The organism is Natribacillus halophilus (genome assembly GCF_900100185.1).
Lineage (GTDB): Bacteria > Bacillota > Bacilli > Bacillales > Marinococcaceae > Natribacillus > Natribacillus halophilus.
Map to the genome: position 1 here is coordinate 1 of NZ_FNEN01000029.1, position 15,533 is coordinate 15,533.

General features: G+C 48.0%; 17 protein-coding genes. 13 read left to right on the forward strand and 4 right to left on the reverse strand.

What is annotated here, in order from left to right; genetic code table 11:
* On the reverse strand, nt 1–233 hold a 233-nt coding region (locus BLS58_RS16365; protein ID WP_143018947.1), incomplete at its 3' end, for a helix-turn-helix domain-containing protein.
* A gap of 205 nt (nt 234–438) precedes the next feature.
* On the opposite strand from BLS58_RS16365, the gene BLS58_RS16370 reads away from it, so the two are divergent.
* Nucleotides 439–951: a CcdC family protein gene (locus BLS58_RS16370; RefSeq protein WP_090400143.1), complete on the forward strand. Its 513-nt coding sequence runs from the start codon at nt 439–441 to the stop codon at nt 949–951.
* A 7-nt stretch (nt 952–958) separates the two neighbouring features.
* On the opposite strand, the gene BLS58_RS16375 is transcribed toward BLS58_RS16370, so the two are convergent.
* Nucleotides 959–1,366 (reverse strand): DUF2621 family protein, encoded by a 408-nt coding sequence (locus tag BLS58_RS16375; protein ID WP_090400145.1) that lies wholly within the window; start codon nt 1,364–1,366, stop codon nt 959–961.
* 163 nt (nt 1,367–1,529) lie between these two features.
* Here BLS58_RS16375 and acnA point away from each other — a divergent pair, with 163 nt between their 5' ends.
* The 6 genes from acnA (at nt 1,530) to metA (ending at nt 7,972) form a co-directional block, all read left to right on the forward strand.
* Nucleotides 1,530–4,259, forward strand: a complete 2,730-nt coding sequence (gene acnA, locus BLS58_RS16380; RefSeq protein ID WP_090400118.1) for an aconitate hydratase AcnA — start codon at nt 1,530–1,532, stop codon at nt 4,257–4,259.
* Nucleotides 4,260–4,400: 141 nt separating this feature from the next.
* Nucleotides 4,401–5,111, forward strand: coding sequence for a DUF421 domain-containing protein (locus tag BLS58_RS16385; RefSeq protein WP_090400147.1), 711 nt, complete (start codon nt 4,401–4,403; stop codon nt 5,109–5,111).
* A 48-nt stretch (nt 5,112–5,159) separates the two neighbouring features.
* A complete protein-coding gene (locus tag BLS58_RS16390) occupies nt 5,160–5,279 on the forward strand; it encodes an FbpB family small basic protein (RefSeq protein WP_090400121.1) in 120 nt (39 codons plus the stop codon).
* A 186-nt stretch (nt 5,280–5,465) separates the two neighbouring features.
* Entirely contained in the window at nt 5,466–5,885 is a 420-nt protein-coding gene (locus tag BLS58_RS16395; RefSeq protein ID WP_090400123.1) for an acyl-CoA thioesterase, read from the forward strand.
* A gap of 332 nt (nt 5,886–6,217) precedes the next feature.
* Nucleotides 6,218–7,042: an ammonia-dependent NAD(+) synthetase gene (gene nadE / locus BLS58_RS16400; RefSeq protein WP_090400149.1), complete on the forward strand. Its 825-nt coding sequence runs from the start codon at nt 6,218–6,220 to the stop codon at nt 7,040–7,042.
* Nucleotides 7,043–7,063: 21 nt separating this feature from the next.
* Nucleotides 7,064–7,972: a homoserine O-acetyltransferase MetA gene (gene metA / locus BLS58_RS16405; RefSeq protein WP_090400125.1), complete on the forward strand. Its 909-nt coding sequence runs from the start codon at nt 7,064–7,066 to the stop codon at nt 7,970–7,972.
* A gap of 27 nt (nt 7,973–7,999) precedes the next feature.
* Here metA and BLS58_RS16410 read toward each other — a convergent pair whose 3' ends face one another.
* Both BLS58_RS16410 and BLS58_RS16415 read right to left on the reverse strand, forming a co-directional pair.
* On the reverse strand, nt 8,000–8,299 hold the full coding sequence (locus tag BLS58_RS16410; protein WP_090400127.1) for a YppG family protein: 300 nt from the start codon (nt 8,297–8,299) through the stop codon (nt 8,000–8,002).
* On the reverse strand, nt 8,299–8,676 hold the full coding sequence (locus BLS58_RS16415) for a hypothetical protein (RefSeq protein WP_090400129.1): 378 nt from the start codon (nt 8,674–8,676) through the stop codon (nt 8,299–8,301). Before BLS58_RS16415 ends, BLS58_RS16410 begins: the two co-directional genes overlap by 1 nt.
* Nucleotides 8,677–8,805: 129 nt before the next feature.
* On the opposite strand from BLS58_RS16415, the gene BLS58_RS16420 reads away from it, so the two are divergent.
* The 6 genes from BLS58_RS16420 to BLS58_RS16445 all read left to right on the forward strand — a co-directional run bounded on the left by BLS58_RS16420 (nt 8,806) and on the right by BLS58_RS16445 (nt 15,356).
* Nucleotides 8,806–9,753, forward strand: coding sequence for a dipeptidase (locus BLS58_RS16420; protein WP_176764824.1), 948 nt, complete (start codon nt 8,806–8,808; stop codon nt 9,751–9,753).
* A 116-nt stretch (nt 9,754–9,869) separates the two neighbouring features.
* Nucleotides 9,870–10,691: a SurA N-terminal domain-containing protein gene (locus BLS58_RS16425; protein ID WP_176764825.1), complete on the forward strand. Its 822-nt coding sequence runs from the start codon at nt 9,870–9,872 to the stop codon at nt 10,689–10,691.
* Nucleotides 10,692–11,200: 509 nt separating this feature from the next.
* A complete protein-coding gene (locus BLS58_RS16430) occupies nt 11,201–12,418 on the forward strand; it encodes a quaternary amine ABC transporter ATP-binding protein (protein WP_090400135.1) in 1,218 nt (405 codons plus the stop codon).
* Nucleotides 12,387–13,226, forward strand: a complete 840-nt coding sequence (locus BLS58_RS16435; RefSeq protein WP_090400137.1) for an ABC transporter permease — start codon at nt 12,387–12,389, stop codon at nt 13,224–13,226. The genes BLS58_RS16430 and BLS58_RS16435 overlap by 32 nt, the downstream gene beginning before the upstream one ends.
* Before the next feature lie 85 nt (nt 13,227–13,311).
* On the forward strand, nt 13,312–14,298 hold the full coding sequence (locus BLS58_RS16440; protein WP_090400139.1) for a glycine betaine ABC transporter substrate-binding protein: 987 nt from the start codon (nt 13,312–13,314) through the stop codon (nt 14,296–14,298).
* Between the two features lie 80 nt (nt 14,299–14,378).
* Nucleotides 14,379–15,356: a glycine betaine ABC transporter substrate-binding protein gene (locus tag BLS58_RS16445; RefSeq protein WP_090400141.1), complete on the forward strand. Its 978-nt coding sequence runs from the start codon at nt 14,379–14,381 to the stop codon at nt 15,354–15,356.
* Nucleotides 15,357–15,533 lie beyond the last annotated feature (177 nt).

Genomic DNA, 15,533 nt, shown 5'->3' on the forward strand with positions numbered 1-15,533 from the left:
TGAGCCACGGCTTCGGCTAAGTGATCCCACCGATTGCGCCATTTCTTGACCTGGTTTCGATTCAAGTTATTGTGTCTTGCGATTTGTTTATTGTTCATACCGTCGGCTGCATTTAAGATAATGTGCGCACGTGTTTTCAAATGCAGAGGCGTATGCGTCCCTTTGTCCAGTTTTTCAAGGATTTTTCGTTGTTTATCACTAAGTTCTATGGTTGCCGCTTGTTGAGCGACCATGATGACAACTCACCTCGTATCTATGATTCTATCAGCAGGATAACATTGGTGTGAGTGGTTAATTCAACCATTGTGCACTAGACTATACCCAGAAAGGCAGCACCCGCGCCACTTTTGCGCCGGGTATCCTCCTTCATTAAGGTGATCTTGCATGGAGGGAAGCCAAAAGGGTATGATAGGACAAAAGGATGCGGAGGTGAAGGTCATGTCGGAGACGACGGTGCTCTTTTTGCTTACAACGGTGGGCGCGGCCATGATGGGGACGCTCGCGGTGATTGTAAGGATGAAAGCAATCAAAAAACCGGCTTCAGTCAAAAAGATTATCATTCCGCCACTGATGATGAGCACCGGTTTTTTGATGTTTTTGTATGAACCGACCCATCTTCCGCCTGAACGGATTGTAGCGCCGCTGATTGTCGGTGCCGCTGCTTCTTATTTATTGATTCGCACGTCACGTTTTGAAATACATAACGGCGACATCTATATGAAAAGATCCAAATTATTTATCTTTTTATTGTTCGGATTAATCGCGGCCCGGGTGATTATAAAGTTAATCATCGGGGAGCAAATTCAACTCCCGCAACTGGCCGGGATGTTTTTTCTGCTTGCATACGGGATGATCATCCCCTGGCGTATCGCGATGTTGCTCATGTTCAAGAAAGCCGAGCAACAAATCGAAAGGCCAGCCTGGAGCTCGCCCTTGAAAGAAAGAACATAAAAAGCCGTTAAAACAGCTGCTCATATTGACTGTAATCCATCTGTTTTTCATCCAGTTTCCTGCGCAAAAACTTATGATCGCGTTTCGGGGTTGCGAGAATATAGCCGCGAATAATTAAATCTTCGTTCATCTGGCTCGCCCGCTCGTTCAAGGCAAGTTCGCCGATTTTGCCGGCGATCTTTTCTCTTGCGACATCCCTGAACAATTCAGGCACGGGGGAGACGAGCTCCTCGAGCAAGTCGCTTTGTTGCCGACTCCAAAGGTGACGGGTTTTCTCAATATAATAGTCCTGCCAATCGAGGATTGAATGGCCGTCTTCTTTCGGCAGGCGCTTCAGGAACTTTCTGAACATAAAAAAACCGCCGATGAACATAAACACAATCATGAACACAGACCAAAGGACGATCAACCACATGAAGACATCTGTACTCACGTTGCTCACCACCACGTTCTTGATTCTGTTACCAGTTTAGCACAGGTGCACCTTGCTTTAACAGATAGAGGCTTGCTATAGTCATCTCGTATTTTCGACATTTTGCCGGAAATATTATATGATAGAGACGAGGAGGGGGATACACATGGGAGAAACCAACGATATGTATCAAGCTAAGAAAACGTTGAACGTGGGGAATGAAACCTACCATTATTATGACCTCACTGCCTTGGAGAGGGCAGGTGTCGGTCATATTGCCAACTTGCCTTATTCTGTGCGTGTATTATTGGAATCTTTATTGCGACAGCAGGATGGCAAAGTGATTACAGCGGAGCACGTGGAAAGCCTTGCCCATTGGGGCAGCGATGAGGGCGGGAACGAAGATGTACCCTTTAAGCCCTCGCGTGTCATCCTCCAGGATTTCACAGGGGTGCCCGCTGTCGTGGATCTGGCTTCGCTCAGAAAAGCGATGGCCGATGTCGGGGGCGACCCCGCGAGCATCGATCCCGCGATTCCGGCTGATCTTGTCGTGGACCACTCGGTTCAGGTTGATCAGTTTGGGACGAGCGATTCGTTGACGCAGAATATGAATCTCGAGTTTGAACGGAATGAAGAACGCTATAAGCTCTTGAGCTGGGCGACGCAGGCGTTTGACAATTATAGTGCCGTGCCGCCGGCTACAGGTATCGTGCACCAGGTGAACCTGGAGTACCTGGCGAATGTTGTCCATGTCAAGGAAAATGACCAAGGGGAAAAAATCGCTTATCCGGACACCCTTGTCGGCACGGATTCACATACGACGATGATCAACGGTCTCGGAGTGCTCGGCTGGGGCGTTGGCGGTATTGAAGCAGAAGCCGGCATGCTGGAACAACCGTCTTATTTTCCCGCCCCTGAAGTCGTGGGCGTAAAGCTGGAGGGGAGTCTTCCCCATGGGGCGACTGCAACGGATTTGGCCCTGAAAGTGACCCAGCTATTGCGCTCCAAAAATGTCGTCGGCAAATTCGTGGAATTTTACGGTCCGGGACTAAAAAACATGTCCCTTGCCGATCGGGCCACGATTTCAAATATGGCTCCTGAATACGGTGCGACGTGCGGATTTTTCCCGGTGGATGAGGAGTCTTTGAATTACCTGCGCCTCACCGGCCGTAGCGAAGAACAAATCGCGCTTGTCAAAGCCTACTGCCAGGCGAACGGGCTCTTTTATAGCGACGATGCCACCGAACCGACCTATTCGGAAGTCGTCCCCTTAAACCTGGATAAAATTGAGCCGGCCCTATCCGGACCGAAGCGTCCACAAGATTTGATCGAACTTAATGATATGAAACAATCATTCAAAAAAGCGGTGACAGGACCGGAAGGCAATCACGGTTTCGGCCTTGACGCCAAGGAATTGGACAAAGAGGTGAGTGTTGAGCATCCGAACGGTAAAACGTCCACACTGACCACCGGTGCGCTCACGATCGCCGCGATTACGAGCTGTACGAACACATCCAATCCTTCGGTGATGATCGGGGCCGGTCTTGTCGCCAAAAAAGCGGTGGATAAAGGGCTGGATGTCCCCGAATACGTGAAGACATCGCTGGCGCCCGGGTCGAAAGTGGTTACCCGTTATCTTGAAGATTCCGGTCTCATGCCTTATCTGAATGAACTGGGCTTTAACCTCGTCGGGTATGGCTGTACGACCTGTATCGGTAATAGCGGGCCGCTACCGGAAGAAGTGGAGCAGACAATCGTCGACAATGATTTGCTCGTCTCCTCCGTATTAAGCGGAAACCGAAACTTTGAAGGCCGTATTCATCCGCTTGTACGCGCCAATTATCTGGCTTCGCCACCCTTGGTGGTCGCTTATGCCCTGGCGGGAACGGTCAATGTTGATCTTCGCAACGATTCCTTCGGCAAAGATCAAGACGGAAATGACGTTTACTTCAGCGATCTCTGGCCGAGCCCGGCGGAAATCCAAGGGTTCATCCAGGAAAACGTCTCACCGGACCTCTTTAAAGAAGAATACAGCAGTGTATTCGATAATAATGAACGGTGGAATGACCTGCAATCGAGTGATGATGCGACCCTCTATGACTGGGACGAAGCATCCACCTATATTCAAAACCCGCCGTTCTTTGAAAATATGTCCAAGGAGCCGCAAGCGATAGAAAGCCTCAACGGATTGCGGGCGATCGGTAAATTCGGCGATTCAGTGACGACCGACCATATTTCTCCGGCCGGCTCCATCGCCAAGGACAGCCCGGCAGGTCAATATTTAATCTCAAAAGGGTTAAAACCGGCGCAGTTTAATTCTTACGGTTCACGTCGCGGCAATCACGAAGTGATGATGCGGGGAACGTTTGCCAACATTCGTATCCGCAATCAATTGGCCCCCGGCACCGAGGGCGGCTTTACAACCCACTGGCCGAGCGGTGAAGTGATGCCGATCTACGACGCGGCCATGGAATATAAAAAAGACAATACCGGCCTCGTCGTCATGGCCGGAGAAGATTACGGCATGGGGAGCTCACGGGACTGGGCCGCCAAGGGCACGACCCTCCTCGGGATCAAAATGGTCATTGCCCAGAGCTTTGAACGTATTCACCGCAGCAATCTCGCGCTCATGGGCGTTCTCCCTCTGCAATTTAAAGAAGGAGAAGGCGCCGACGAACTAGGCTTAAGCGGCGAGGAAACGTTCCATGTGGATATCGATGAAAATGTCACACCGCGGCAGCTCGTCACCGTTATGGCTGAAGACACCGACGGACAGACGAAAACATTTGAAGCGATCGTTCGTTTTGACAGTGACATCGAAGTCGATTACTACCGTCACGGCGGTATCTTGCCGATGGTACTGCGCGATAAACTGGCGGCAGAGGCGAAAGCGTAAAGAGAAAAAAACCTAGCCATAATGGCTAGGTTTTTTTCCATCCCTTCTTAAATTTCACGTACTGTATTATGTATATTTTTACAAGAACTGTACATGATTAAGGGGGACTTGCTCACTTAGGATGGGGTAATCGTGCAAAATATCACAGACATATGGACAGGTTCAGAGCAGTTGCCTTTCTATGGCTTTATCGTGCGCGCGTTATTCGTTTACTTATACATATTCTTGATGGTGAAAGTGATCGGCCAACGCTCTATGGCCAATATCGACCCGCTCGATTTTATATTTGGTGTCGTGATCGGGGATGTCGTAGGTGAAACCGTCTCAAGCGGTGATGAAGAACTTACCGGCCCCTTCGCAGGGGCCGCAATGATCGCTTTTTTACACTGGCTCCTTTCGTTTGCCAGCCTGAAACTGCCGCGTTTTAGAAGAGTGATTGAGGATGAACCGTTTATTATTATTGAAAATGGGCAAATTCTTAATGATATGCTGAAAAAGACCAACATGACGATTGAACAATTGTTAATGGAACTGCGGCAAAATGACGCGTCCAATTTAAATGAAATTGATTATGCCATATTGGAACCCAATGGTCAGGTTAGTGTGATTAAAAAGAGCCCGTTTAACGCCGCTACTGGCTATGATATCGGCTTAAACCCGCAAAACGAGGGGTACCCGCACGTGATTATCGCTGACGGCAAGTTAATATCTGCGAACATGGAAAAGATTATGAACCGAAAACAGTTGGAAAATGGATTGATCGATCATGGCTATAACCGAATCGAGGATGTGTTCCTGATGACGGTCAACGACAAGGGTGAGTGGTATCTCAGTCCGCGTCTCCGTGTATAAAGTTAATATATTTCTTCCATAATAGATAGAAAAAAGGAGGCGCTTTTTGTGAGAAGAATCAGGAACGTTCGCTTTATAGACTTGTTACGTGACAATCGTGAAGCGATTCTTAATGATCGCGAAGCGATGAATCGTATCGAAGAACGCCTGGATGCCAAAAGAAAATAGGCGTGTACGGGGCTGTCTTACCTTTCATAAGGAAGTGACGGCCTTTTTTAAGCAACAAAGGCTTTCGCCAGGCTTGGCGATAAGCCAAGTTTTCTTTATTTCGAACTTGATGGAAATAGATTTGTTTATTATGCTTATACATACAGGTTTTTAAGACGATGAACATAAGAAGGCAGGCGTATACTTATGAAAGTAGCTTCCACCGATATACAAGTTCGTTACGCGGAGACGGATCAAATGGGGGTGGTGCACCATTCCCAATATTTGGTGTGGTGTGAGATTGGCCGGACAGATCTTATCAATGCTTTAGGTTTTTCCTATGCAAAATTGGAAGAAAGTGGTGTGTTAGCACCGGTCACAGAAGCCAATCTTTCCTACGTGAGAGCGATTCGTTATGGCGATACGGTTCGTGTTGAGACGTGGATTGATGATTATAACGGCATTCGGGCCACTTACGGCTATGCTATATATAACGAGGACGATCAATTATGTGTGAGTGGGACGACGACACACGTTCTCGTTGATAGCGAAACATTCCGTCCTCGCTCCATGAAGAAGCTGCTGCCGGAGTGGCATGACGTATATGAACGAGAAAAAAGAGGATAGTCCCCGCCATGGCTTTCGGGATCGACAAAAAGGAACTGGAAAACTGGAAACGGCGAGCATTGGCAGGGGAGATCGCTATCATTACCCACTATTGGTTGGACGAGCGTTTTCCGGATTGTGATTCAGTGACAAAAGTGGCCTGTGCGGATAAGAAAAAACTGATACAATGGGGAGAACAATACGGCCTGAAAGCAAGATGGATCCATGAGCGCGGGTCTTTATCGCATTTTGATCTATTTGGCCATATCCAGGAGCGTGTTTTATTAACGGAAAGACTGGAAGAGCAGTGGCATAGATTCAAAAGTGATGAATCAATCGGGGAGGGGAAGACGATGCAACAAGAAGAGATAATCGACGCTTTAGAGGTGCAGGCGACCATTGATCCCGGGCAGGAATACCGTAATCGTAAAGCATTTATAAAAACTTATGTTCAACATGCCCGGGCATACGGCTTCGTGCTCGGTTTATCAGGAGGGCAAGACTCAACCTTACTCGGGAAAATGGCCCAGGAAGCTGTGGAAGAACTTCGCGAGGAAGGAAATGCGTCCTTTCAATTTATCGCGCTGCGCCTGCCTTACGGTGAGCAACACGATGAAGATGATGCCCAAAAAGCCATTGCCTTTATTCAACCCGACCGTGTGGAAACGGTGGACATTCAACCGGCGGTAGATGTAGCTGAGCAAAGTTTCGCGAGGGCTTTTGAGAGGGAACTGGCCGACTTCCATAAAGGGAACACGAAGGCCCGGGAGCGCATGAAAGTGCAATATGATGTCGCCGCCACCTACGGCTTGCTCGTGATCGGAACGGACCATGCCGCCGAAGCCATCACCGGTTATTTCACGAAACACGGAGACGGCGCCTGTGATATCGTCCCTTTATATGGGTTGAATAAGCGCCAGGGAGAAGAGATTCTGCGCCAGTTACAGGCACCTTCATCGATCTATACGAAAACCCCGACGGCTGATTTGGAAGATGACCGGCCGGGTCTTTCCGACGAAGAAGCGTTAGGGTTGACATATGATGAAATTGATGATTTTCTGGAAGGAAAAAACGTAAGCAGCGACGTTGAGACTAAGCTCATCAACTACTATCGGGCTACCGAACATAAACGCCGGACACCGGTAAGCCCTAACGATAATTGGTGGAAAACCGTTTAAGGAAAGGACGGGGTGTTAAATATGCCAATAAAAATTCCAAACGAATTACCGGCAAAGGATGTATTACAGCAGGAGAATATTTTTATCATGAATGAGCAACGGGCGTACACACAGGACATTCGTCCGTTGCATATTGTCATATTGAATCTAATGCCTCTCAAGGAAATAACGGAAACGCAATTGTTACGATTACTGGGGAATTCTCCTCTCCAGGTGGAGATTACGTTTGTGCATCCGAGCAGCCACCGTTCGCGGAATACGCCCGCGGAACACCTGGAAGCTTTCTATAAAAGTTTCTCGGAAGTGAAAGACGAGTATTTTGATGGTATGATCATTACTGGTGCCCCGATCGAACGATTGTCGTTTGAAGAGGTGGATTATTGGGAAGAACTCGCGGAAATGTTCGAATGGAGTAAAAGCCATGTAACCTCGACGATGCACATTTGTTGGGGGGCACAGGCTGCTCTCTACTATCATTACGAGATCCCGAAAGTGGAACTGCCGGAGAAGCAGTTTGGCGTTTATAAACATGCGATCAAGGTGATGAACAGCCCGCTTCTGCGCGGATTCGACGATCATTTTCATGTGCCCCATTCGCGTTATACGACGACGACGAAGGAAGATATCGATGGGGAAGAAGATCTTGTCGTGCTTGCCGAGTCAGATGAGGCAGGCGTGTATCTGATTGCAGATACGAAAGGAAGCAAAGTATTCGTCACCGGGCACGCAGAATATGATGCGACGACCCTCCGCGATGAATATAAACGGGATCGGGAACGGGGCATGGATACCCAGGCGCCGACGGGATATTTTCCGAGCGGCGACCCGGACCAGCAACCACCGTTACTTTGGAGAGCCCATTCCCATCTGCTTTTCTCCAATTGGTTGAACTACTATGTTTATCAGGAAACACCCTATGAATTGCGGTAAATGAAACCGGTCCAGCCCAGGACCGGTTCATGTTCTTTCCTGCAGAACGGAAGTGATTTGTTTAATCATCGGGGACACTTGTTGATACGTTTTCACGGCTGTATCAATCGTCGCCATCGTTTTTTGCACATCAATCTGGCCGTCTTCATTCGTAAAACCGCTCATAAATCCCGACATTCCCCGTGTGCTAGGCCTCTTAGCCCCGGGAGGGAAAGGTGGCGGTGGAGCGCCGTACGGTTGACTGGATATGGGAGGCAACGACGGCGGATAGGGACGAGGGGGGTACATGTAAGGCTCTTCATAATAGGGCGGTCGATGGTTGATCATCAATAGTCATCTCCTTTTCTCATATTGAAATAAATATCGACATGATCTTCACAACAAACGATCGTATAATTTTTCTCATCCGCGTCGGGAGGAATCGCTGTACGGGAGGTACACTCCGTTATCGCCTGGTAAGCCGATATCGCCCCCGTCGTCTCGTTTTCATGTTTTTCTTCTATTGTTTGTTGAAAGCGGATAAATAAATCGTCCTTATCGGTATGGATGTTAACGTTCTCCACGGTCATATTTTTGACGGGAAAACGAATAATCCAATGGTGTTTCTCTCGTATTGTCACGGGTTTAAGGGTCGAGGAGAGGACACCTGTGTCATTTGTGAACCAACGGCTGAACACTTTCAGTGGAAACATGGAGTTATCCATAGTATCGTTTACCTCTCGTTTATCTTCAATGGCGATAAGCCAAGTTTTCTAATAAGATAGCCTATGATAAAGGGAAGGAGATTGTTTGGGCACATCTCTTGTTTTAAGCAAAAAGTGAGGGGGAGAAAAATGTATATCGCTGACGGGCATTGTGACGCTTTATTGCAATTATGGAGTGATGATGAGAAAACATTTGCAGAGGGACCGACGGTAAGTGCTGATTCGTTACAGAACGGAGAGGTTAACGCACAGGTATTTGCCATCTTCGCTCCCGTATATGAGCGGCGTGATGATGATTTTTCGATTATTTTACGGCAGGTGGATGCTTTTCATGAAAAGGTGAAAACGAATGCGCAAATCGAGCATAAACCCGCCGAGGAGCTTACGGATGGGACAAAGACGAGAGCGATCCTGGCTCTCGAAGGCGCTGATGCCATAGGTGATGACTGGATGAAATGGCGATTGTTGAAACGTTTGGGCGTCGAAAGCGTGGGGCTAACCTGGAATGAGGGAAACAGTCTGGCCGCAGGGTGTTTTGAGCAAAATGGAAACGGTCTCACCAACAAAGGACGCGCGGTAGTGGAATGGTTAAAAGGAGAAGGGATGATCCTGGACGGTGCCCATCTTAATGAAGCCTCCTTTTACGAAAGCATTGAACGCTGCGGAACCTTTTTTGTCAGTCATGCGAACGTTCGCGGAGTCCATGATCATGTTCGCAATTTAACGGATGAACAGCTCAAGCTGATTAAGAAAAAAGAAGGGCTGCTCGGCATGACGTTTTTTACATCATTCATCAACGGCACATCCGAGGCCGGCTTCGCGGATTTGGCGCGCCATATCGATTATGTGGCAGGCCTTATCGGCCCGGAGTATATCGGGTTAGGGTCCGATTTTGACGGCATCCCTTCTCCGGTTACAGGATTGGAAGGGCCACAACGGTTGCCGGCATTAATCGATTGGCTGTTGCAACGGTATCAGGAAGCAGATGTGAAACGATGGGCAGGTGAAAATTTTAAACAATTTTATAACCAGCATGTACAAAACAATAAGGATATCATGCAAAGGGGGCGCACTTAAAACGATCATTACTTCGTCACATTTGTGAAACAATTTATAAAAATTACAGCAGGTTTGATCATTAACCCTGTTGATGTGATATAATGCCGGCAGTCTATGTTGGAAGGAGCTTTTATGTGAAGCGTGCAATAGTAATGAGCGGTCTGGCTTTTCTTTTATCCATCGGACTAGCCGCATGTAACGATGGCGGTGATGGAGAAGAAAAACACCCGGATAACGGGGACCCGACGGACGAAGAAGAAGGTGAAGAAGCAGGTGAAGAAGAAGCGAGCGAAGCTCTTCCCGAGGACGAGATGGAAATGCCTGAGCCGGATATCGATTTAAGCGATGTTCCTGACCCTGTGGCTGAAGTCAACGGGGAGAATATCGATAGAGATGAATTTGAAGAAATGTACACGATGCAAGTGGAACAAATGGCGGCACAGATGATGGACATTACCGAAGATGAAGAACAGGATCAGCAAATTCGCGAAGAGATTGCCAATGAAATGGCAAGACAGGAATTACTCGTTCAGGCCGCCGAGGAGCGGGACATTGAAGTGAGCGAGGACGAAGTGGAAGAAACGATTGAGGAATTGGTCGAGCAAGACCCAATGGCTGAATCGACAGAAGAATTTTATGAAAACATGGAAGAGCAACAAGGATTTTCCGAAGAGTATATCCAAGATATTCTCGTCGAGGACCTCAGGGTAGAGCAGCTGCTGGAAGATGAGTTCGGTGAAGTTGAAGTGAGCGACGAAGATGTTGAAGAGATGTATGAAGAGCAAATCGCGATGATGGAAGAACAAATGGGCGATGAAATGGAAGAAGACCCGCCGGAACTCTCCGAAATTGAAGATCAGCTCCGCGCTGAAGCTGAACAGATGGAAATGCAGGAAAACCGTGAAGAATTAACGAATGAACTGGAAGAAGAAGCATCGATTGAAATACACGTATAAGAATAATGAAAACTTGGCTTATCGCCAAGCCTGGCGAAAGCCTTAGTTGCACTTATGCATAATAAGAAAGTTATACTTTCTTATCTGCTAAAAGGAGCTCGCTAAATTAGCGAGCTCTTTTTAGTTGGAATGTGTTTCAATTTCCTATAAATAATTAACTGGCTTACATAAAATTTACATGTGATAATCATGTTAAACGGAGGTATTAAAAGATATCATGAGAAAAAACAAAAAATAACGTGTAAATATGAAATATACAAATATATGTCGCAAAAATGGAGGATATATTGTTAGTAGTCCGTTTGTTATATTATCGATAAAAGCGTATAGTATGAAAAGTATGATGCTTGTGATCGCAGCGAACTACATATCTTGTTCTTTAAGAGTGACAAAAAGAATGGGCGGATCAGCCCCCGTCGGATATCCGCTAACCTGCTTCAAATACATGCCGGACTTTTTGGACAACCTTTTTACAAGAACAAAACTAATCGCCTAAGGGGTGAAAAGCATTGGCGAAGATCAAGGTCGAGGATTTGACCAAAGTGTTCGGGAAAAGGCCCGAACGAGCCATCCCGATGTTAAGGGATAACAAATCCAAAGCGGATATTCTGGAAGAGACGGGACTTACCGTCGGTGTGAACAAAGCATCTTTTGAGGTGAACGACGGAGAAGTGTTCGTCATCATGGGCTTGTCGGGGAGCGGAAAATCAACCCTCGTTCGACTCCTGAACCGGTTAATTGAACCGACATCAGGCGCAGTCTACTTAAACGAGCAAAATTTGGCGGAAATGGAAGAGAAAACACTGCGATCCGTTCGCCGTCGCGACATGAGCATGGTTTTTCAGAAGTTCGGACTGTTTCCCTTTCGAACCATTCAAAGCAATGTGGAATATGGTTTGGAAGTCCAGGGCATGGGCCGCGAAGACAGAGGAAAAAAAGCGACGGATGCTCTGAGTCTCGTCGGATTGGACGGTTATGAGAAAATGCTTCCGGAGGAACTGTCAGGTGGGATGCAGCAACGGGTGGGACTGGCCCGGGCACTTGCCAATGATCCGGAAATTCTGCTCATGGATGAAGCCTTTTCGGCGCTGGATCCGTTGATCCGAAAAGAAATGCAGGATGAACTTATGGATCTGCAGGAAAACATGAAGAAAACGATTATATTTATCACCCACGATTTGGATGAAGCGCTGCGGATCGGAGATCGAATTACGATCATGAAAGACGGGGCGATCGTGCAAATCGGCACCCCGGAAGAAATCCTTACGAATCCGGCGAATGACTACGTTGAGAAATTCGTGGAAGATGTGGACCGTTCAAAAGTTTACACGGCACAAAATGTCATGACGAGACCGGAAACCGTTCAGCCGGAGCGGGAAGGTCCGCGTGTAGCCCTGCAACGTATGCGCAACTCGGGCATCTCGAGCATTTATGCCATTAAACGCGACCGGGAATTGTTGGGCATTGTGCACGCGGACGAATTATCCCAACTCGTGGATGAAGGGATAGATGACTTCAGGGGAGTCATCCACAATGATGTCCTGAGAGTAGAAATGGAGACCCCCGTTACCGAAGTCATCGATCTGATCAAAAACAGCAAAGTGCCTGCTGCCGTTGTTCAGGATGGGAAACTGCGCGGGATTATCGTACGAAGCTCCGTTCTCGGTGCATTATCAGGAGGAGAGGTGAATATCAATGGATCTGTTTCCGAGCCTACCTCTCGCTGATTGGATCGAAGATCTCGTTGACTGGTTAACAAACGCGGACCTCATATTTGACAGCATCGATGCTTTAATAGCCTGGATATTAACGGCATTGCAAACGGTCATGGATATCATTCCCATCCCCGTTTTTATCATCGGTTTACCGTTGGTGACCTATTTCTTTGCCGGACGGAAAATCGGCCTCACGCTGTTCGTCTTTGTAGGGTTGTTCCTCATCGATAACCTCGGGTTTTGGAATGACATGATCCTGATGCTCTCCATTGTGTTAGCGGCTACCATCATTTCGGTTGCCGTCGGTATCCCTATTGGTATCTGGATGTCGAAAAGCAACGTGGTAGAGACCATCGTCAAACCGATCCTGGACTTCATGCAGACGTTGCCGCAATTTGTCTATTTGATTCCGGCGGTGGCCTTTTTCGGAATCGGAATGGAGCCCGGGGTTATTGCATCGGTGATCTTCGGAATGCCTCCAACCATACGGTTGACGAATTTGGGGATACGGGAAGTGTCATCCGAGGTCATTGAAGCGGCGGATGCTTTTGGCTCCACCTCGTCCCAGAAATTGTACAAGGTGCAGTTGCCAATGGCCAGGACGACCATTATGGCCGGTGTGAACCAAACGATCATGCTGTCGTTGTCGATGGTCGTCATCGCTTCGATGATCGGTGCTGACGGCCTCGGGGATATTGTCTATACCGCAGTCGGCAGAAATGATGTCGGCGGCGGCTTCGAAGCCGGTATCGCGATCGTGATCGTAGCGATTATTCTGGACCGCTTGACGGCAGGATTCCAGCTTAAAAAGAAAAACTAGGCAAAAAGTAGTCATCGGTATCATACTTCCCTGCCGCTGGCAGCGCGCAGGGGGGTCATTTTAACTTAGAAAAGGAGTGTTTACCATGCTGAAGCATTGGAAACGTGTCGGCATCGTTGCCGGACTTTCACTTACATTGGTGGCCGCCGGGTGCGGCGCAGAAGATGACGGTGAAGAACCGGGAGATGAACCGGACGATAACGGCGAGCCGGAAGAAGAAACAGACGATGAAGCTGAGGACGAGGATGATGGAGAGGCTGAAGCTGCCGGAGATTACGGCGAAGAAGTCGATTATACCATCACCGGTATCGATGGCGGCTCCGGCGTTGTTCAATCGACTGAGGCTGCCATTGAGGATTACGGTCTTGACGAATGGGACGTGCAGACAAGCTCTGACGCAGCAATGATCCAGGAATTGGACAATGCCTATGAGGATGAAGAGCCGATTTTCTTAACAGGTTGGACCCCGCACTGGAAATTCCAGGAGTATGACCTGGAGATTCTTGACGATCCCGAACTTTCCTATGGCGAAGCTGAAAGCTTAGGCACAATGGCTCGCGAAGGACTAGAAGATGACCATCCGGAAGCGTATCAGATTCTGGAGAGCTTCGAGTGGGGACCTGCAGACATGGAAGACGTCATGCTTGAAATTCAGGATGATGTAGACGAAGCTGAAGCTGCCCAAAATTGGATCGATGAAAACGAAGATATGGTTTCCGAATGGACGGACGGTGTTGATGAAAATGCAGGCGAAGGTGAAAGCCTCACCCTTACTCTCGTTGCCTGGGACACCGAAATTGCCTCCACCAATGTCATAGCGCAAGTACTTGAAAGTGTCGGTTATGAGGTAGATTTAAACCAAGTGGAAGCCAACTACATGTTTGCCGCTATTGCCGACGGTGATGCAGATGCATCTGTGGCCGTATGGGAGCCACACACACACGCTGACTACATTGAAGACTACGAAGATGATTACGATTATTTGGGAGCCAATATGGATGAAGGTGCCCAACTCGGTCTAACTGTTCCGGCCTATATGGATCTTGAATCGATTGAAGATCTACAAGAATAGAATAAGCCGGTATTGCAGCCCAAAGGTGAATATCTTTGGGCTGACTACATAACATTAGCGAAAAGGGGTTTCTTGACACCATGACTAAGTATTGGACACGTTTAAGCTTATTGACGAGCCTTTCCCTCATCCTTGTAGCTGCCGGTTGCGGCGCAGATGATGACGAGGACACAGGCGCCCAAGACGACAATGGTGACACCGAAGAAACAGAAGAGGATGGCGATGATGGAGATGACGCCGATGGTGAAGCAGCCGGAGATTACGCCGAAGAATTGGATTATACGATTACCGGCATAGATCCGGGTGCCGGGATAATGGGAGCCGCTGAACAAGCGCTCGAGGATTATGATAACCTTGATGACTGGACGCTGCAATCAAGTTCGGAAACCGCAATGATCGCTGAGATGGAAGAAGCCATCGAAAATGAAGAGCCGATCGTGATCACCGGATGGGATCCGCACTGGAAATTTGTCGATCATGATCTTAAATACCTTGACGATCCGGAAGGGTCTTTCGGGGAGCCGGAGGACATCGATACGCTCGTCCGTGAAGGACTGCAGGATGACCATCCGGAAGCCTATGAAATCCTCGATAATTTTGAATGGACCGCTGACGATATGGCAGAAATCATGTATGATATAGTCGTTGAAGATGAAGACCCATTAGATGCCGGTCAAACTTGGTATGATGAAAATGAAGATGTCGTGAATAGTTGGACAGAAGGCGTAGACGAAGTAGACGGAGAATCGTTTGAGATTGTTCACGGGCCGTGGGAAACGGACTACTCCACAGTGGGCATGATGACGCACGTGTTGGAAGACATGGGATATGATGTAGAAACGACCAATGTGGAAGCAAATTATATGTATCAAGCTGTTGCAGACGATGATGCAGATGCCATGCTTGGTGCATGGTTACCTGACACACACGGTGAGTACTATGAACCAATCGAAGATGAAGTGGAGAATTTAGGTGCGAATATGGAAGCGGAAGCCGCACTGGGATTGGTTGTACCGGAATACATGGATATTGATTCCATTGAAGATCTCGAAGGATAGAAGGACCCGGGGAGAAATTCCCCCGGGTTTTTTTCGTGGCAGGTAAGAAAGTATAAACCACTTTCTTATCCTTTATAAGTGCAACTCGAGTTTCGCACCTTGATAAACCAAGAAAAAATGGCCTTTGAATCCGCATAAAATCCATAAAAAACCCGCATGAACACAGGGCTTTTGGTA

What these genes read in the sequence shown, in the direction of transcription:
- BLS58_RS16370 (WP_090400143.1), top strand. Translation starts at nt 439, where the DNA reads ATGTCGGAGACGACGGTGCTCTTTTTGCTTACAACGGTGGGCGCGGCC.
- BLS58_RS16375 (WP_090400145.1), bottom strand. Translation starts at nt 1,366, where the DNA reads ATGTGGTTGATCGTCCTTTGGTCTGTGTTCATGATTGTGTTTATGTTC.
- acnA (WP_090400118.1), top strand. Translation starts at nt 1,530, where the DNA reads ATGGGAGAAACCAACGATATGTATCAAGCTAAGAAAACGTTGAACGTG.
- BLS58_RS16395 (WP_090400123.1), top strand. Translation starts at nt 5,466, where the DNA reads ATGAAAGTAGCTTCCACCGATATACAAGTTCGTTACGCGGAGACGGAT.
- nadE (WP_090400149.1), top strand. Translation starts at nt 6,218, where the DNA reads ATGCAACAAGAAGAGATAATCGACGCTTTAGAGGTGCAGGCGACCATT.
- metA (WP_090400125.1), top strand. Translation starts at nt 7,064, where the DNA reads ATGCCAATAAAAATTCCAAACGAATTACCGGCAAAGGATGTATTACAG.
- BLS58_RS16410 (WP_090400127.1), bottom strand. Translation starts at nt 8,299, where the DNA reads ATGATCAACCATCGACCGCCCTATTATGAAGAGCCTTACATGTACCCC.
- BLS58_RS16415 (WP_090400129.1), bottom strand. Translation starts at nt 8,676, where the DNA reads ATGGATAACTCCATGTTTCCACTGAAAGTGTTCAGCCGTTGGTTCACA.
- BLS58_RS16420 (WP_176764824.1), top strand. Translation starts at nt 8,806, where the DNA reads ATGTATATCGCTGACGGGCATTGTGACGCTTTATTGCAATTATGGAGT.
- BLS58_RS16435 (WP_090400137.1), top strand. Translation starts at nt 12,387, where the DNA reads ATGGATCTGTTTCCGAGCCTACCTCTCGCTGATTGGATCGAAGATCTC.
- BLS58_RS16440 (WP_090400139.1), top strand. Translation starts at nt 13,312, where the DNA reads ATGCTGAAGCATTGGAAACGTGTCGGCATCGTTGCCGGACTTTCACTT.
- BLS58_RS16445 (WP_090400141.1), top strand. Translation starts at nt 14,379, where the DNA reads ATGACTAAGTATTGGACACGTTTAAGCTTATTGACGAGCCTTTCCCTC.